This is a genomic window from Luteimonas sp. TWI382 (assembly GCF_039674545.1).
GTDB lineage: Bacteria > Pseudomonadota > Gammaproteobacteria > Xanthomonadales > Xanthomonadaceae > Luteimonas.
Genome location: NZ_JBDJNS010000010.1, coordinates 18,321 through 33,698, shown reverse-complemented (window position 1 = coordinate 33,698; position 15,378 = coordinate 18,321). Strand labels below are relative to the sequence as shown.

At 68.2% G+C, this 15,378-nt stretch carries 14 protein-coding genes; 6 read left to right on the top strand and 8 right to left on the bottom strand.

The genetic code is table 11. The features are described 5' to 3' along the window. Positions 1-425: 425 nt before the first annotated feature. The 3 genes from ABE505_RS08545 to yidD all read right to left on the bottom strand — a co-directional run bounded on the left by ABE505_RS08545 (position 426) and on the right by yidD (position 2,904). Positions 426-1,241 (bottom strand): M23 family metallopeptidase, encoded by an 816-nt coding sequence (locus ABE505_RS08545; RefSeq protein WP_346444138.1) that lies wholly within the window; start codon positions 1,239-1,241, stop codon positions 426-428. Between the two features lie 77 nt (positions 1,242-1,318). Continuing rightward, entirely contained in the window at positions 1,319-2,671 is a 1,353-nt protein-coding gene (locus tag ABE505_RS08540; protein ID WP_346444139.1) for a dihydroorotase, read from the bottom strand. Further along, the gene (yidD, locus tag ABE505_RS08535; protein ID WP_183427079.1) at positions 2,668-2,904 is read right to left on the bottom strand and encodes a membrane protein insertion efficiency factor YidD; all 237 of its coding nucleotides are present in this window, start codon (positions 2,902-2,904) and stop codon (positions 2,668-2,670) included. Before yidD ends, ABE505_RS08540 begins: the two co-directional genes overlap by 4 nt. 111 nt (positions 2,905-3,015) lie before the next feature. Between yidD and dksA the strand changes: the two genes are divergently transcribed. Next, a complete protein-coding gene (dksA, locus tag ABE505_RS08530) occupies positions 3,016-4,035 on the top strand; it encodes an RNA polymerase-binding protein DksA (RefSeq protein WP_346444141.1) in 1,020 nt (339 codons plus the stop codon). A gap of 171 nt (positions 4,036-4,206) precedes the next feature. Here the strand turns inward: dksA and ABE505_RS08525 are convergent, their stop codons facing one another. Both ABE505_RS08525 and ABE505_RS08520 read right to left on the bottom strand, forming a co-directional pair. Next, complete coding sequence (locus ABE505_RS08525; protein ID WP_346444143.1) at positions 4,207-5,457, bottom strand: MFS transporter; 1,251 nt, start codon at positions 5,455-5,457, stop codon at positions 4,207-4,209. Beyond that, complete coding sequence (locus tag ABE505_RS08520) at positions 5,454-5,894, bottom strand: SufE family protein (RefSeq protein ID WP_346444144.1); 441 nt, start codon at positions 5,892-5,894, stop codon at positions 5,454-5,456. Before ABE505_RS08520 ends, ABE505_RS08525 begins: the two co-directional genes overlap by 4 nt. Positions 5,895-6,041: 147 nt before the next feature. Here ABE505_RS08520 and ABE505_RS08515 point away from each other — a divergent pair, with 147 nt between their 5' ends. Both ABE505_RS08515 and ABE505_RS08510 read left to right on the top strand, forming a co-directional pair. Beyond that, positions 6,042-7,457, top strand: a complete 1,416-nt coding sequence (locus tag ABE505_RS08515; protein ID WP_346444145.1) for a deoxyribodipyrimidine photo-lyase — start codon at positions 6,042-6,044, stop codon at positions 7,455-7,457. A gap of 167 nt (positions 7,458-7,624) precedes the next feature. Further along, positions 7,625-8,302: an OmpA family protein gene (locus ABE505_RS08510; protein WP_346444146.1), complete on the top strand. Its 678-nt coding sequence runs from the start codon at positions 7,625-7,627 to the stop codon at positions 8,300-8,302. Positions 8,303-8,445: 143 nt separating this feature from the next. On the opposite strand, the gene ABE505_RS08505 is transcribed toward ABE505_RS08510, so the two are convergent. The 3 genes from ABE505_RS08505 to ABE505_RS08495 form a co-directional block, all read right to left on the bottom strand. Then, entirely contained in the window at positions 8,446-9,651 is a 1,206-nt protein-coding gene (locus ABE505_RS08505; protein WP_346444147.1) for an acetyl-CoA C-acyltransferase, read from the bottom strand. 76 nt (positions 9,652-9,727) lie between these two features. After that, positions 9,728-12,100: a 3-hydroxyacyl-CoA dehydrogenase/enoyl-CoA hydratase family protein gene (locus tag ABE505_RS08500; protein ID WP_346444149.1), complete on the bottom strand. Its 2,373-nt coding sequence runs from the start codon at positions 12,098-12,100 to the stop codon at positions 9,728-9,730. Positions 12,101-12,149: 49 nt separating this feature from the next. Then, positions 12,150-12,770: a TetR/AcrR family transcriptional regulator gene (locus ABE505_RS08495; RefSeq protein ID WP_241943384.1), complete on the bottom strand. Its 621-nt coding sequence runs from the start codon at positions 12,768-12,770 to the stop codon at positions 12,150-12,152. 217 nt (positions 12,771-12,987) lie between these two features. Here ABE505_RS08495 and ndk point away from each other — a divergent pair, with 217 nt between their 5' ends. Genes ndk through pilW form a run of 3 tightly spaced genes read left to right on the top strand, consistent with a single transcriptional unit; the run spans position 12,988 to position 15,378 of the window. Beyond that, positions 12,988-13,413 carry a nucleoside-diphosphate kinase gene (gene ndk, locus ABE505_RS08490; RefSeq protein WP_346444151.1) on the top strand — a complete coding sequence of 142 codons (426 nt, stop codon included), beginning with the start codon at positions 12,988-12,990 and terminating at the stop codon, positions 13,411-13,413. After that, on the top strand, positions 13,410-14,597 hold the full coding sequence (gene rlmN / locus ABE505_RS08485; RefSeq protein WP_346444186.1) for a 23S rRNA (adenine(2503)-C(2))-methyltransferase RlmN: 1,188 nt from the start codon (positions 13,410-13,412) through the stop codon (positions 14,595-14,597). Before ndk ends, rlmN begins: the two co-directional genes overlap by 4 nt. After that, the gene (gene pilW / locus ABE505_RS08480) at positions 14,584-15,378 is read left to right on the top strand and encodes a type IV pilus biogenesis/stability protein PilW (RefSeq protein WP_346444152.1); all 795 of its coding nucleotides are present in this window, start codon (positions 14,584-14,586) and stop codon (positions 15,376-15,378) included. The genes rlmN and pilW overlap by 14 nt, the downstream gene beginning before the upstream one ends.

Below are 15,378 nucleotides of genomic sequence, written 5' to 3'. Positions count from 1 at the left end.
TGCCGATTGTCGGGCAGGCTCAGAACTGCAGCGAGAACCGGGCGTTGGCGCCGTGGTCGCGCGCGTCAATCGGTGCCCCTGGGGCGTGGTGACGTCGGCCTCGGTCACAGAGCGCGGAAGGGGCGGCTTCGACGCGCACCCGGCGACCGTGGGGGCGGCGAGAAGAGTCAGCAAGAGGATTTGGGATGCGGCCATCGTGCGTAGCAGTCTATCCAAGCGCGCGCCTGCGACCATTTACGCGCCGACCCTGACGAACGCGCCGCCGCGCGTGGGGAGGGCGAACGAGGTGGGCAACTGCTCTCAGCGTTCCAACACCAGTTGGGGATCGATCCGAACATCGAACCGCGCCTCCATGATCCCAACGTGCCGACCCTGACGAACGCGCCGCCGCGCGTGGGGAGGGCGAACGAGGTGGGCAACTGCCCTCAGCGTTCCAACACCAGCTGGGGATCGATCCGAACATCGAACCAGTTCATCCCCCAATGCAAATGCGGCCCCGTCGCACGCCCGGTCGCACCGACCGCGCCGATCACCTGGCCCTGTTCGACGCGGTCGCCGACCTTGGCATCGAGCCGCGAGAGATGCAGGAAATTCGAGCTCACGCCATGGCCGTGGTCGAGCAGCAGCGTACCGCCGGTCAGATACAGATCTGGCGCAGCGAACGTCACGATGCCGGCGGCGGGCGCCTTGACCGGCGTGCCGGTCGGTGCGGCGATGTCCATGCCCGAGTGCGGTGAACCGGGTTGCCCGTTGTACGAACGGGCACGCCCGAAGCGCCCGCTGATCCGCCCCTCGACCGGGCGCAGGAAGCGACCGCCGAAATCGACGCGCGCGTCGTCGCGTGTCCGCGCCTGCGTGACCTGCGCCTGCTCGCGGCGGATGCGTTCGGCGATCGCCGGCGGCGGGTTGACGGTGGCTGGCGGCACGCCATTGACGCGTTCGATCGGCCAGTCGCGTGGCGCGATCGCAATCGTCGCGACCTGTTCGCGGCCGTCCGGGTCGACGACCTGCACCTGGACCGGGCCGACCTCGTCGCGGCCGATGCCCAGCGCCACCGTTCCGTAGCCGCTGACGCGCAGCGCGCGGTCGCGATAGCGCACCTGGCTGCCCGCCGGTACCTTGCCCACGACCAGGCTGCCTTGCTGGACGCGCTCGGGAAAGCGCAGCGCATCGGTATCCTGGGCGGCGAGCGGCAGCGCGAACAAGGCGCAGGCCAGCAGCAGTACGAAACGTGTCGGCATCAGCGGGCGCAGTGCAGCGAAAGGTGCGGGTAGGATAGGCGGACGTGCATGAAGCTGCGGTGGCCTGGTCCCCGCGCTCAGCGCGCGAAGGCCAGGCGCTGGCCGGCCGGATCGCCCACCAGTTGCGTGCCGTCCCAGGCCAACTGGCCATTGACCCAGGTCGACGCGATCCTCGAGCGGAACGTCGTGCCCTCGAACGGCGACCAGCCGCATTTGGACAGCACCTGCTCGCGCTGCACGGTGAACGGCGTGTCCTCCACCAGCACCAGGTCGGCGAAATAGCCCTCGCGCAGGAAGCCGCGCTCGGCGACGTCGAACAATTGCGCCGGTGCGTGTGCGAACTTCTGCACCACGCGGGTGATGTCGAAATGCCCCTCGTGGACGCATTCGAGCGCGGCGACCAGCGCGAACTGCACCAGCGGCAGCCCGCTCGGTGCACGGGTGTAAGGGTTGTGCTTCTCGGCCAACGTGTGCGGCGCATGGTCTGTGGCAAGCACATCGATGACGTCGTCGGCCAGTGCCGCCAGCAGTGCGCTGCGATCGGAGGCGTCCTTGATTGCCGGGTTGCATTTGATCAAATGCCCCAGGCGCGCGTAGTCGGCACGGTCGAAGCGCAGGAAGTGGATGCAGGTCTCGGCGGTGATGCGCTTGCGCAGACGTCCGTCCTCATCCACCAGCGGCCCGGCCTCGAACAGCGCCAGTTCCTCGGCGGTGGAGATGTGCAGCACGTGCAGCCGGGTATCGTGGCGACGTGCCAGCGCCAGCGCCAACCGCGTCGATTTGATGCAGGCCTCGCGCGAACGGATGTCGGGGTGGCACTGCGCCGGGATGTCGTCGCCGTACTTGGCCACATACTCGCGCTGGATCGCATCGATCGTCGGCGTGTCCTCGCAGTGGGTGATGATCGGCACCGGCGTCTCGCGGAAGATGCCGTCGAGGGTGTCGGGATCGTCGACCAGCATGTTGCCGGTCGAGGCCCCCATGAACACCTTGACGCCCGGCGTGGTCAGCGGATCGATCCGTCGTACATGGTCGAGGTTGTCGTTGCTTGCGCCCATATAGAAGCCATAGTTCGCGCGCGCACGACCGGCGGCACGGTCGTACTTGTCCTGCAGCGCGGCCGCATTCAATGTCGGCGGGCTGGTGTTGGGCATGTCCATGAAGCTGGTCAGGCCGCCGGCGACCGCGGCGCCCGACTCGCTGGCGATGTCGGCCTTGTGCTCCAGGCCCGGCTCGCGGAAGTGCACCTGATCATCGATCATGCCCGGCAACAGCCAGCGCCCGGCGGCGTCGACCACGCGCTCGCCCTCGCGGGCGGGCAGGTCGCCGCCGATCGCGGCGATGCGGCCGTCGGCGCCGATGCGCAGATCGCCCTCGACGATGCGGCCTTCGTTGACCAGGCGGGCGTTGCGGATCAGGGTCTGGGTCATGGCTTGGGGTCCATTTCGGGCATCGGCACCGGATCGTGCCCGCCGGGATGAAGGGGATGGCAGCGCGAGAGCCGGCGCAGCGCCAGCCAGCCGCCGCGCCATGCGCCGAACCGGGCGATGGCGATCATGGCGTACTGCGAGCAACTGGGATGGAAGCGGCAACGCTGGCCGAGCAACGGACTGACGAACCGCTTGTAGCCCTGGAGCAGGGCGATGAGAAGACGCTCGATCACGGCAAGTCGGCAGAGGCGATGAATGCGGCGGCCGGTTCGGTTGCCGCTGCAGGGTTTGCAGGGTATAACAGCCCGCTTCCCCGTCCAAGGGAATGACAAGGATCGCAGCTCGTGGCAGCCAAGAAACCCGTAAAAAAGGCCGTCAAGAAGGCCGTCAAGCCCGCAGCCAAGGCGCCCGCCAAGGCCGCGACGAAGAAGTCTGCCCCCGCCAAGAAGGCCGCGGCCGTCAAGAAGGCAGCCAAGTCTGCGCCCGTGACCAAGAAGGCCGTCGCCAAGAAGGCCGCGGTCAACAAGGCAGTGGCCAAGCCGGCGACCAAGAAAACGCCGGCCGCCAAGACGCCTGCCAAGAAGGCGGCGCCGTCGAAGACGCCCGCCAAGAAGATCGCCAAGGCCGCTCCGGTCAAGAAGACCGTAGCGCCGAAGCCGGCGACGAGCTCGAAGGCCGCCGCTCCGATGGCAGCCGCCAAGTCCGTCGCCAAGAAGGCGGCACCGGCGAAGTCGGTCATCGACAAGCCCGTCGCCAAACCGGAGGCCGCGTCCGCGAAGGCGACGCCGGCACCGGCGAAAACCGCCGCACCCAAGCCGGTGCCGGCTTCCACTCCCACAACACGTCCGCGTCCGGCCGGCAAGGTCGCCGTCGCGGTCGTGGCGCGCCAGCCGGAGCCGGCGCCCAGAACGAAGGTGAAGGTCGTGCAGTACAAGACCGATGAAGAGACAGGTCGTCCCATCCTCCCGGCGGGCTACAAGCCCTCCGCCGACGAGGAGTACATGAGTCCGTTGCAACTCGAGTATTTCCGTCAGCGCCTGCTGCAGTGGCGCGCGGACCTGGTCGAGGAATCCAAGCAGACGATCGAGAACCTCAAGGACGAAGTCCGCGACGTCGGCGACGAGGCGGAACGTGCAACCCGGGAGACCGAGAACTCGCTCGAGCTTCGCACGCGCGATCGCTACCGCAAGCTGATCGGCAAGATCGACAGCACGCTCAAGCGTGTGGACTCGGGCGAGTATGGCTACAGCGTGGACTCGGGCGAGGAGATCGGTCTGGACCGTCTCGAGGCGCGCCTCACCGCCGAGCGCACGATCGACGAGCAGGAACGTTGGGAACATCTGCAGAAGCAGATGGGGGATTGACGGTTTTTCCTCGATCACCCCTAAAAAAAAGCCGGTCGACTCGACCGGCTTTTTTGTTGCGCGAATCCGCGCGATCTCGGGGGCGGACGACGTGCGGTGGCGGTCAGGCGTCTGGCCGAGTACTTCGGAGACTGGGGCTGAGCGACTCGGAAGCCCGTCACAGTTCGGCGTTCACTGCAGCTCGCGCAGGTCCAGGCGGCGCAGGCGCGGCGCCTTCCAGGCCGTCGTCGCGACCACGCCCATCGTCATGAAGCCGCCGAGCACGACGGCCGGCACCAGGCCGAGCAGGCGCGCCATCGAGCCCATGTAGAACGCGCCGATCTCGTTGGATGAGCCGACGAACAGGCCGTTGATCGACGACACCCGGCCGCGCATGTGGTCGGGCGTCGCCAACTGCATGATCGTCGAGCGCATGACCACCGACACGCCGTCGCACATGCCCGACAGCAGCAGGAAGAACGCCGACAGCCAGAACGCGGTCGACAGGCCGAAGCCGATCATGCACAGGCCGAAGCCGCCGACGGCCAGCAACAGGAAGCGGCCGGCATTGCGTTGGACGGGATGGCGGGCCAGCCAGATGCCCATCGCCACCGAGCCCAGCGCCGGCGCGCCGCGCAGGATGCCCAGGCCCTCCGGGCCCCAATGCAGGATGTCGTGGATGAAGGCCGGCGCCAGCGAGATCGCACCGCCGAACAGCACCGCGAACATGTCCAGGGCCAGCGCGCCGAGCAGAATCTGGTGGCCGAACACGAAGCGCGCACCCTCGGCGATACTGGCGAAGATCGGCGCGCGTTGCAGCATGCGCGGGGGCTCGGTGACGCGCATCCGCGCCAGGAACACGATCACCCCCAGCGCCAGCACCGAGGCCAGGGCATAGGCGCTGGCTTCACCGGCCCAGCCGACGACGAATCCGCCGATGGCCGGCCCCACGACCACCGCACTCTGGAAGGCGATGCTGCCGAGGCTGGCGCCACGCGCGAACTGGTCGCGCGGCAGCACGCGCGCAAACAGCGCGTTGTAGACCGGCCCCAGGAAGGCGCGCACCATGCCGGTCAGCATGATCGGCAGGTAGATCAGCCAGACGTTGCCGCCCAGCCCATCGAGCGACAGCAGCGCGAGCAGCACCGGCGTGATCGCCAGGCCCGCAGCGGCCGCCATGCCCAGCTTGCGCCGGGGCAGGTGGTCGACGAGGTAACCGGCGAACGGCGCCACGCAGAAGTAGGGCAGCACTTCGGCCAGCCCCACCAGCCCGAGCATCCACGGGTTCTGGGTCGCGGCATAGATCTGCCAGCCGACGGTGACCGCGACGATCTGGTAGGACAGGATCGTCAGGATGCGATAGCCCAGCAACGCAAGGAAGCCGGGATTGCGCAGCGGTGCGGCCCGGCTGTCGGCGGGCGACTTGTCGTCCGACGCGCTCACGCCAGTGCGGACTGGGCGCGATCGCGGATGAAGGCGAGCAGGGCGGCCAGGCCGTTGCTGCGGGTGGGCGAGAGGTGCTTGGCCAGGCCGATGTCGGCGATGTAACTGGCGTCGGTGTCCACGATGTCGCGTGCGCTGCGGCCCGAATACACACGCAAGGCCAGGTAGATCAGCCCCGAGACGATCGCCGAGTCGCTGGCCGCGGCGAAGTCCAGACGATCCGCATCGCCCGACGCCACGATCCAGACCATCGACTGGCAGCCAAGCAGGCGGTTGGTCTCGGTCTTGTCGCTGTCGGGGAGCGGCGGCAACTTGCGGCCGAGGTCGATCAGGTACTGGTAGCGTTCCGACCAATCGCTGAAGAAGGCGAATTCGTCGGCAATGGCGCGTTGCGCCTGTTCGGGCGAGGCTTCGAGCGGGAAGGGCGAATCGGTCACGAGCGGGGCAGTCGGGAAACGGGCGGCGCGCTGGGCGGGCCAGAACGCAATAGTGTGAAGCAAAAGCGCGCGAAGGGGATGTGGCGGCCTTCTCGCCGCCATCATCGCGGTCGGCTAGGCTTGCCGGCGACGCGCGAGGAGGAGCGCATGGCGAACGCGATCGTCTGGTTCCGCAACGATCTTCGGCTCGACGACAACCCTGCGCTGCATGCCGCACTCCAGGCCGGCCTGGCGCCGGTGTGCGTCTATATCCACGCCCCCGACGAGGAGGGCGATTGGGCGCCGGGTGCGGCCTCCAACGCTTGGCGACATCGCGCCCTGGCCGCGCTCGATCAGGCGCTGCGCCGCCATGGTGCGCGCCTGCGGCTGTTTCACGGCCCGACGTTGCCGACCCTGCGCACGCTGGTGGAGACCTGCGACGCAGAGGCGGTGTTCTGGAACCGCCGCTATGAGCCGGCGATCGAACAACGCGACACTCGGATCAAGCGGACGCTGCGCGACGGCGGCGTGCGTGCCGAGAGCCACGACGGCGCGCTGCTGTTCGAACCGTGGGCATTGCAGACCGGACAAGGCGGCCCATACAAGGTGTTCACGCCGTTCTGGCGCAAGGCCCTGTCGAGCTGGCAGGCGCGCGCGACCTGGTCGCCGCCGCCGTTGCTGCCGGCGGTCGAGAGCGGGCCAAACGGGGTCGCGCTCGCCGATCTCAAGCTCGCGCCCGCACCCGACTGGTCGGCCGGCTTCTGGTCGACGTGGACGCCGGGCGAGGACGGCGCACGGGAAGCGTTGGAGGTCTTCGTCGACGGTGCCCTGCGCGACTACGCCAGTGGCCGCGACCGTCCCGACCAGGTCGGCACCTCGCGCTTGTCGCCGCATCTGCATGCCGGCGAGATCGCGCCGTGGCGGATCGTCGCCGCGCTCGAGGCGGAGCGGCGCGCCGCCACCGCGCCGCAGATCGACGCCTACATCCGGCAGCTCGGCTGGCGCGAGTTCGCCCATCACCTGATGCACCACTTCCCCGACAGCATCGATCGCGATCTCAACCCGCGCTTCGCGCGCTTCCGTTGGGCGCGGCCCGATGCCGGACGCCTCGAGGCCTGGCAGCAGGGCCGGACCGGCGTGCCGATCGTCGATGCCGGCATGCGCGAGCTCTGGCACACCGGCTGGATGCACAACCGCGTGCGGCTGATCGTGGGCAGTTGGCTGTGCAAGCACATGCGCGTCCATTGGCGCGAAGGCGCACGCTGGTTCTGGGACACGCTGGTGGACGCGGACCTGGCCAACAACACGCTCGGCTGGCAATGGATCGGCGGCACCGGCGCCGATGCCTCGCCGTACTTTCGGATCTTCAATCCGGTCTCGCAGGCACAGCGCTTCGACCCGGACGGCCGCTACATCCGGCGTTGGCTGCCCGAACTGGCCGACGTCCCGGTGCCCTTGCTGTTCGCGCCCTGGACCGAGCCCGACCGCCTGGCGGCCATCGCACCCGGCTATCCGCGCAAGCCGATGGTGGACCTGGACGCAGGGCGGGAAGCGGCGCTTGCTGCCTATCGCGCGTCGCGTTGAGCGTCTGGCCGGGCGGCATTCTTTCTGTGTGGCGTGAAACGCGCGAAACTGAACAGGCCTTGGCCGCAGCGGCAGCCGTCACCCTATTTGCATCAGCCAACGGGTAATTTCGCTCCCGCCCACTTCATCCGCGGACATTCGCGTCCGGACCCAAGGAGATCCAAGACATGCGCAAACTGAGCACCGCAGGCCTGACCACCGCCATCGCCGGCGTCCTGTTGTTGAGCAGCTGCGCCAGCTACACCGGCCAGACCAACGCGCCCGACGATCCGAACCGCACCCGCAACAACGCCCTGATCGGCGCCGGCATCGGCGCAGTCGCTGGCCTGCTCAGCGGCTCGGACGCGACCGAGCGCCGCCAGCGCGCGCTGGTGGGTGCCGGTGTCGGCGGCCTCGCCGGTGGCGCGATCGGTGCCTACCAGGACCGTCAGGAAGCCGAACTGCGTCGCCAGACCCAGGGCACGGGCATCCAGGTCGATCGCGAAGGCGACGTCATCAAGCTCAACCTGCCCGACGGCGTAACCTTCGACTTCGGCAAGGCCGACCTCAAGGCTCAGTTCTACCCCGCGCTCAACAACGTCGCGCGCACGCTGGCCGAGTACGACAAGACCATCGTCGAGATCTCCGGCCACACCGACAGCGTCGGCAGCGATGCGGTCAATCAGCGGCTTTCGGAGCAGCGCGCCAACGCGGTCGGCAACTACCTGATCGGCCAGGGCCTGCTGCGCCAGCGCTTCGAGATCGTCGGTTTCGGCAAGACCCGTCCGATCGCCGACAACAGCACCGAGCAGGGCCGGGCGGCCAACCGCCGCGTCGAGGTCCGCGTGGTGCCGCTGCAGGGCTGATCGCACGCGATCTTGGCCAGAGAAAAGCCCCGGCATGCCGGGGCTTTTTTTCGTCGTCGATCCGCATGCTGACCGGGGGCGATCGGCATTCACCCTGCAGCCGCGGCCTCGTGATCGGAGGCCGCGCCGCATGCCGTGGCGCGTTACAGCGCCTCGATCACGCCGGCCGCGCCCATGCCGGTGCCGATGCACATCGTCACCAGACCGTAGCGCTTCTTGCGGCGACGCATGCCGTGCACGATCGTCGCGGTGCGGATCGCGCCCGTCGCGCCCAGCGGATGGCCCAGCGCGATCGCGCCGCCCAGCGGGTTGACCTTGTCCGGGTCCAGCTTGCTGTCGCGGATCACCGCCAGCGCCTGCGCGGCGAACGCCTCGTTGAGCTCGATCCAGTCGATGTCGTCGAGCGTCAGCCCGGCCTGTGCCAGTGCCTTGGGAATCGCCGCGATCGGCCCGATGCCCATGACCTCGGGCCGCACGCCGGCGACCGCGAAGCTGACGAAGCGGGCCAGCGGCTTGAGGCCGTGCTCGTTCACCGCGCGCTCGGACGCGAGCAGGATGCCGGCCGCACCATCGCTCATCTGCGAGCTGTTGCCGGCGGTCACCGAACCGCCGAACTGGCCGTTGCGGAACACCGGCTTGAGTTTGGCGAGCCCTTCGATCGACGAATCCGGGCGCGGCCCCTCATCGGTGTCCACCAGCCGCTTCTTCAGCTGCACGGTGTGGCCGGCCAGATCGGGCTGATGGGAGAGGATCTCGTAGGGGTTGATCTCATCCTTGAACTCGCCGGCCTGGATTGCGGCGATCGCCTTCTGGTGCGAGGCCAGCGCGAACGCGTCCTGATCCTCGCGCGAGACCTTCCACTCCTCGGCGACCTTCTCGGCGGTGATGCCCATGCCATAGGCGATCGCGACATGGTCGTCCTTGAACACGCTGGGCGACAGCGCGACCTTGTTACCCATCATCGGCACCATGCTCATGCTCTCAGTGCCGCCGGCGAGCATCAGGTCGGCGTTGCCCAGCCGGATCTCGTTGGCGGCCAGCGCCACGGCCTGCAGGCCCGAGGAGCAGAAGCGGTTGACGGTCTGTGCGGCGACCGTGTCGGGCAGGCCGGCCAGCAGCACGCCGATGCGCGCCACGTTCATGCCTTGCTCGCCCTCGGGCATCGCGCAGCCGATGATCGCATCGTCGATGCGGCCCGGATCGATGCCCGGCGCCTGCGCGACGACGGCCTTGAGCACGTGGGCGAGCATGTCATCGGGGCGGGTGTTGCGGAACACGCCCTTGGGCGCCTTGCCCACCGGGGTGCGGGTGGCAGCGACGATGTAGGCGTCCTGGATCTGCTTGGTCATTGGAAACTCCGGAATGCGATGTCGAGGTTCGGGACGGGGAGACGGCGCGGCCCGACGTGCGGGCCGCGCGCGAACCTCAGTTCCTGAGCGGCTTGCCCGTCTTGAGCATGTGCGCGATGCGGGCCTGGGTGTTCTCCTGCTGCGCCAGCTCGACGAAGTGCTGGCGCTCCAGGCGGATCAGCCAGTCCTCGTCGACCAGCGCATTGCGATCGACATCGCCGCCGCACAGCACGGTCGCGATGCGCTCGGCGATCTCGTAGTCGTACGGGCTCACGAAGCGACCTTCGAGCATGTTGACCAGCAGCATCTTGAAGGTCGCGATGCCGACATCGCCGGCGACACGGATCGCGCGCGCGGGCAGGGGCGGGCGGTAACCCGACTCGGCCAATGCGGCCGCCTGCTGGCGGGCGATGTGCAGCAGCTCGTAGGCATTGAACGTCACCACGTCGTCGGCGCGCAGCAGCCCCAGTTCCTTGGCGTGGACGGCCGAGGTCGAGACCTTGGCCATCGCGACGGTCTCGAAGGTCTTCTTGAGCTCGGCGAACACGTCGCCCCCCGGGCCGGCGGCGTTCGACGCGCGCACCGCCAGTTCCTTGAGGCCACCACCGGCCGGCAACAGACCGACACCGGCCTCGACCAGGCCGATGTAGCTCTCCAGGTGCGCGACCGTGCGGGCACTGTGCATCTGGAACTCGCAGCCGCCGCCCAGCGCCAGGCCGCGTACCGCCGAGACCACCGGCACCAGCGAGTACTTGATGCGCTGGCTGGTCGCCTGGAAGTTGGCGACCATCGCCTCGAACGCGTCGACCTTGCCGGCCTGCAGCAGGCCCAGCGCGCCGGCGAGGTCGGCACCGGCGGAGAACGGCTCCTTGGGTTGCCAGATCACCAAGCCCTTGAAGTCCTGCTCGGCGATGCCGATCGCCTCCTGGATGCCGTCGAGCACCTGGTCGGAGACGGTGTGCATCTTGGTCTTGAAGCTGATCACGCCGATGTCGTCGCCATCGCTCCACAGCCGGATGCCGTCGTTCTCGAAGCGGGTCTCGCCCTGGTCGAAGCGCTCGCCGAGCAGCGGGTCGGGGAAGCGCTGGCGGCGGTAGACCGGCAGCGAGGAGCGTGGCAGCTTGGCGTTCTGGGACGGGCTGTAGCTGCCCTCGGCCGCGTGCACGCCCTCGCGGCCGTCGAACACCCAGTCGGGCAGCGGCGCGCTGCTCATGGTCTTGCCGGCGACGATGTCCTCGGCGATCCAGTCGGCGACCTGCTTCCAGCCCGCCGCCTGCCACAGCTCGAACGGCCCCTGCTGCCAGCCGTAGCCCCAGCGGATCGCCAGATCCACATCGCGCGCGGTCTGGGCGATGTCTTCCAGGTGCACGGCGCTGTAATGGAACAGGTCGCGCAGGATCGCCCAGACGAACTGCGCCTGCGGGTGCTCACTGCCGCGCAGCTTGGCCATGCGCTCGGCCGGGTCGCGGGTCTTGAGAATCTCCACGACCTCGTCGGCGGCCTTGCGATCGGCCAGGCGGTAGTCCTGCGCCGCAAGGTCGAGCACGGTGATGTCCTTGCCGGCCTTGCGGAAGATGCCGGCCCCGGCCTTCTGGCCGAGCGCGCCCTTGTCGATCAGCGCCGACAGCCACTTGGGCGTGGCGAAGTAGTCGTGCCAAGGATCGTCGGGCAGGGTATCGGCCATCGTCTTGATGACGTGGGCCATGGTGTCGAGCCCGACCACGTCGGAGGTGCGGTAGGTCGCCGACTTGGGCCGGCCGAGCAGGGGACCGGTCAGCGCGTCGACCTCGTCGAAGCCCAGCCCGGATTCCTGGGTGTGGTGGATCGTCGACAGGATCGAGAACACGCCGATCCGGTTGCCGATGAAGTTGGGGGTGTCCTTGGCGTAGACCACGCCCTTGCCGAGCTGCGTGGTCAGGAAGGTTTCCAGCCCCTCGAGCACCGCCTTGTCGGTGGTCTTGGCCGGGATCAGCTCGGCCAGATGCATGTAGCGCGGCGGGTTGAAGAAATGGACGCCGCAGAAGCGATGGCGAAGTTCTTCTGGAAGAACTTCCGCCAACTTATTGATTCCTAGGCCAGATGTATTACTGGCGAGCACGGTGTGTGCCGGCACGTGCGGGGCGATCTTGCGGTACAGGTCCTGCTTCCAGTCCATCCGCTCGGCGATCGCCTCGATGATCAGGTCGCAGCTCTCGAGCAGCGCCAGGCCGGTGTCGTAATTGGCCGGCACGATGGCCTCGGCCAGCGCGCGCGAGGCCAGCGGGGCAGGGCTGAGCTTGCCCAGGTTCGCCAGTGCCTTGCGGACGATGCCGTCCGGGTCGCCGTCCTTGGCCGGCAGGTCGAACAGCACCGTGTCGATGCCGGCATTGGTCAAGTGGGCGGCGATCTGCGCCCCCATGACCCCGGCGCCCAGGACCGCGGCGCGACGTACAAGCAATTTCTCGGACATTTGCTCCATCCCTTTGTTCGATAAGGGCCGGGTCGAGCCCGGCGTGGGGTCAGGCGCGGAAACCGGCGGCGGAGAAGCGGATCAGTTCGCCGGCGATCCGGGTGCGGTGTTCGGCCTCGGTGGTGCCATGGGGCCGTTTGATCAAGCCGAAATCGGCCATCGCGTAGGTCAGCGCGCCGGCCAGGAAATCCAGCCGGCCGTAGAGCTCGGCCTTGCCCAATCCCGGCAGGCAGGCGGCCAGGGCCGAGGCGAACTCCCGCGGCACGTGGCCGTACTGCTCGGACAGGAACTTGCGCAGCGCGTCGTTCTTCTCGACATAGGCGCGTGCGATCACCCGCACGAACCCGCCGCTGCCGTTGCGGCCGATCGCCATGTCCAGCGCCGGATCGACGAACGCGGCGATGATCGGCTCGATCTGGCCGGGCTGCTCGGCCAGCGCCCGACGCAACTGGGCCAGGCGCTGCGCGCTCATCTGGTCCATGCGCCGGCGGAACACCTCGTTGACGAGGTTCTCCTTGCTGCCGAAGTGGTAGTTGACCGCGGCGATGTTGACGTCGGCGCGGCTGGTGACCTGCCGCAGCGATGTGCCGGCGAAGCCATTGGCCGCGAACAGCTCCTCGGCTGCGCCCAGGATCTTGTCCTTGGTGGAAAACTGTCGCGTGCCGCTCATCCGTACTCCGCTGAATCAAACGCTTGTTTGATGCTAGAGCGCGCCGGCCTGACGCGTCAATGACCGCAACCGTTGCGACGCGCTGCGGAACTCCCCCGCAATGCGGTAGAATCACTGCAGCCGTATCGGCTAAACCCGCGCCCCGCCGCGGGTTTTTCCATGCTAACTTCGACCAGCCCGCCGGGATGGTCGTCCCCATTGTCCGGAGAATTCGCAGATGGCGCTCGAGCGCACCCTGTCCATCGTCAAGCCCGATGCCGTTGCCAAGAACGTCATCGGTGAGATCTACAGCCGTTTCGAGAAGGCGGGCCTGAAGATCGTGGCCGCCAAGTACAAGCAGCTGACCCGCGAGGAGGCCGAAGGCTTCTACGCGATCCACCGTGAGCGTCCGTTCTTCAACGCGCTGGTCGAGTTCATGACCTCCGGCCCGGTGATGATCCAGGCCCTGGAGGGCGAGAACGCCGTGGCCCTGCACCGCGAGCTGCTGGGCGCCACCAACCCGAAGGACGCCGCGCCGGGCACGATCCGCGCCGACTTCGCCGACTCGATCGACGCCAATGCCGCCCACGGCTCGGATTCGGTGGACAACGCGAAGACCGAGATCGCGTACTTCTTCAAGAACGACGAAGTCGTCTCGCGCTGAGTGATGCCATCGTGACCGGGGTCGCCATCGACGTTGCCGTCGCCAAGCAGAACCTGCTCGACCTCGATCGCGAGGGGCTGGAGCGCTTTTTCGCCGAGATCCTCGGCGAAAAGCGCTTTCGTGCCCATCAGGTGATGAAGTGGATCCACCACCGCTACGTCACCGATTTCAACGAAATGACGGATCTGGGCAAGGGGCTGCGCGCCAAGCTCGAGGCGCACGCCGAAGTCCGCGTGCCGCAGATCCAGTTCGAAAAGCCCTCCACCGACGGCACCCACAAGTGGTTGCTGGCGATGGACGGCCTGAACGCGATCGAGACCGTCTACATCCCCGACAAGGGGCGCGGCACCCTGTGCGTGTCGTCGCAGGTGGGCTGCGCGCTCAACTGCCAGTTCTGTTCCACCGCGACCCAGGGCTTCAACCGCAACCTGTCGACCGCCGAGATCATCGGCCAGGTCTGGGTGGCGGCCCGTCACCTGGGCAATGTGCCGCACAAGCAGCGCCGCCTGACCAACGTGGTCATGATGGGCATGGGCGAGCCGCTGATGAATTTCGACAATGTCGTGCGCGCGATGAGTATCATGCGCGACGACCTGGGCTACGGCCTGGCCAACAAGCGCGTCACCCTGTCGACCGCCGGCATGGTGCCGATGATCGACAAGCTCGGCGAGGTCAGCGACGTGTCGCTGGCGGTCTCGCTGCACGCGCCCAACGACGCGCTGCGCAGTGAGCTGGTGCCGCTCAACAAGAAGTACCCGATCGCCGAGCTGATGGAATCGTGCGTGCGCTACGCCCAGCGCAAGCGCGGCGAGTCGGTGACGTTCGAGTACACGCTGATGCGCGACGTCAACGACCAGCCCCAGCATGCGCGCGAGCTGGTGCGGCTGATGCGCGAGTTCGACAATCGCCTGCAGATGAAGGACGCGGCGAAGGTCAACCTGATCCCGTTCAACCCGTTCCCGGGCACTCGCTTCGAGCGCCCGGACGATGCGGCGATCCGGCGGTTCCAGAAGCTGCTCAACGAATCGGGCCGGATCGCGCCGGTCCGCCGTACCCGCGGCGACGACATCGACGCGGCCTGCGGCCAGCTCAAGGGCCAGGTCGCCGACCGCACTCGGCGCCAGGCCGAACACCTCAAGCGGCTGCGCGCCGAGGGTGGCGACGGTGCCGATGCGGTGGCCTGAGGCCGTCGTTCTGGTGATGCTCGGCATGGCGCTTGCCGCCTGCTCGCGCTCGGGGTTCGTCAAGTCGAACGTCGAGCGACCGACCTACAACATCGGCGGCACGCCCGAGTTCCGGCGTGCCGAGGCTGCGCGTGAGCAGCTGGCAATGGGTGTGCGCGCCTACCAGCAGGGCGACGACCGCAGCGCCGAGCGTCAGGCCAAGTCGGCCCTGCGCAACGAGCAGACCGCGGCCGACGCCAATACCCTGCTGGCCCTGGTCAGCGATCGTCAGGGCCGCCAAGCGCAGGCCGGGGCCTACTACCGCGCCGCGGTCGAGCGCGCGCCCGGTCACGGTGCGACCCTCAACAACTACGGCGCCTGGCTGTGCCGCAGCGGCCGGCCCGGTGAATCGCTGGCGCAGTTCGACGCCGCGCTGCAGGATCCGAACTACGGCGACCGCGTCGGCGCCCTGGCCAATGCCGGCGCCTGCGCACTGGATGCCGGCGATGCCGTGCGTGCAGAACGCGACCTGCGCGCCGCGCTCGAGCTCGAGCCTACGAGCGCGGTGGCGCTCGATGCCATGGCCCGGCTGCTCGCCGGGCAGGGGCGATGGTTCGATGCGCGCGCTTTTTCGCAACGACGGCTTGCCGTCGCCCCCGCAACTGCGGCAGCATTGCAACTGGCGGCCCGCATCGAACAGGGGCTCGGCGACGGAGCCGCCGCCGATCGACTCATGCGGCGTCTTGAGACCGAATTTCCGGACGCGCCGCAACTCCAGCCAAGGGAAACCAGTCCACCATGA

Bases quoted from the DNA above. Each gene is read 5' to 3' on its own strand.
- ABE505_RS08545 (WP_346444138.1), bottom strand. From the start codon at position 1,241: ATGCCGACACGTTTCGTACTGCTGCTGGCCTGCGCCTTGTTCGCGCTG.
- ABE505_RS08540 (WP_346444139.1), bottom strand. From the start codon at position 2,671: ATGACCCAGACCCTGATCCGCAACGCCCGCCTGGTCAACGAAGGCCGC.
- ABE505_RS08515 (WP_346444145.1), top strand. From the start codon at position 6,042: ATGGCGAACGCGATCGTCTGGTTCCGCAACGATCTTCGGCTCGACGAC.
- ABE505_RS08510 (WP_346444146.1), top strand. From the start codon at position 7,625: ATGCGCAAACTGAGCACCGCAGGCCTGACCACCGCCATCGCCGGCGTC.
- ABE505_RS08505 (WP_346444147.1), bottom strand. From the start codon at position 9,651: ATGACCAAGCAGATCCAGGACGCCTACATCGTCGCTGCCACCCGCACC.
- ABE505_RS08500 (WP_346444149.1), bottom strand. From the start codon at position 12,100: ATGTCCGAGAAATTGCTTGTACGTCGCGCCGCGGTCCTGGGCGCCGGG.
- ABE505_RS08495 (WP_241943384.1), bottom strand. From the start codon at position 12,770: ATGAGCGGCACGCGACAGTTTTCCACCAAGGACAAGATCCTGGGCGCA.
- ndk (WP_346444151.1), top strand. From the start codon at position 12,988: ATGGCGCTCGAGCGCACCCTGTCCATCGTCAAGCCCGATGCCGTTGCC.
- pilW (WP_346444152.1), top strand. From the start codon at position 14,584: ATGCGGTGGCCTGAGGCCGTCGTTCTGGTGATGCTCGGCATGGCGCTT.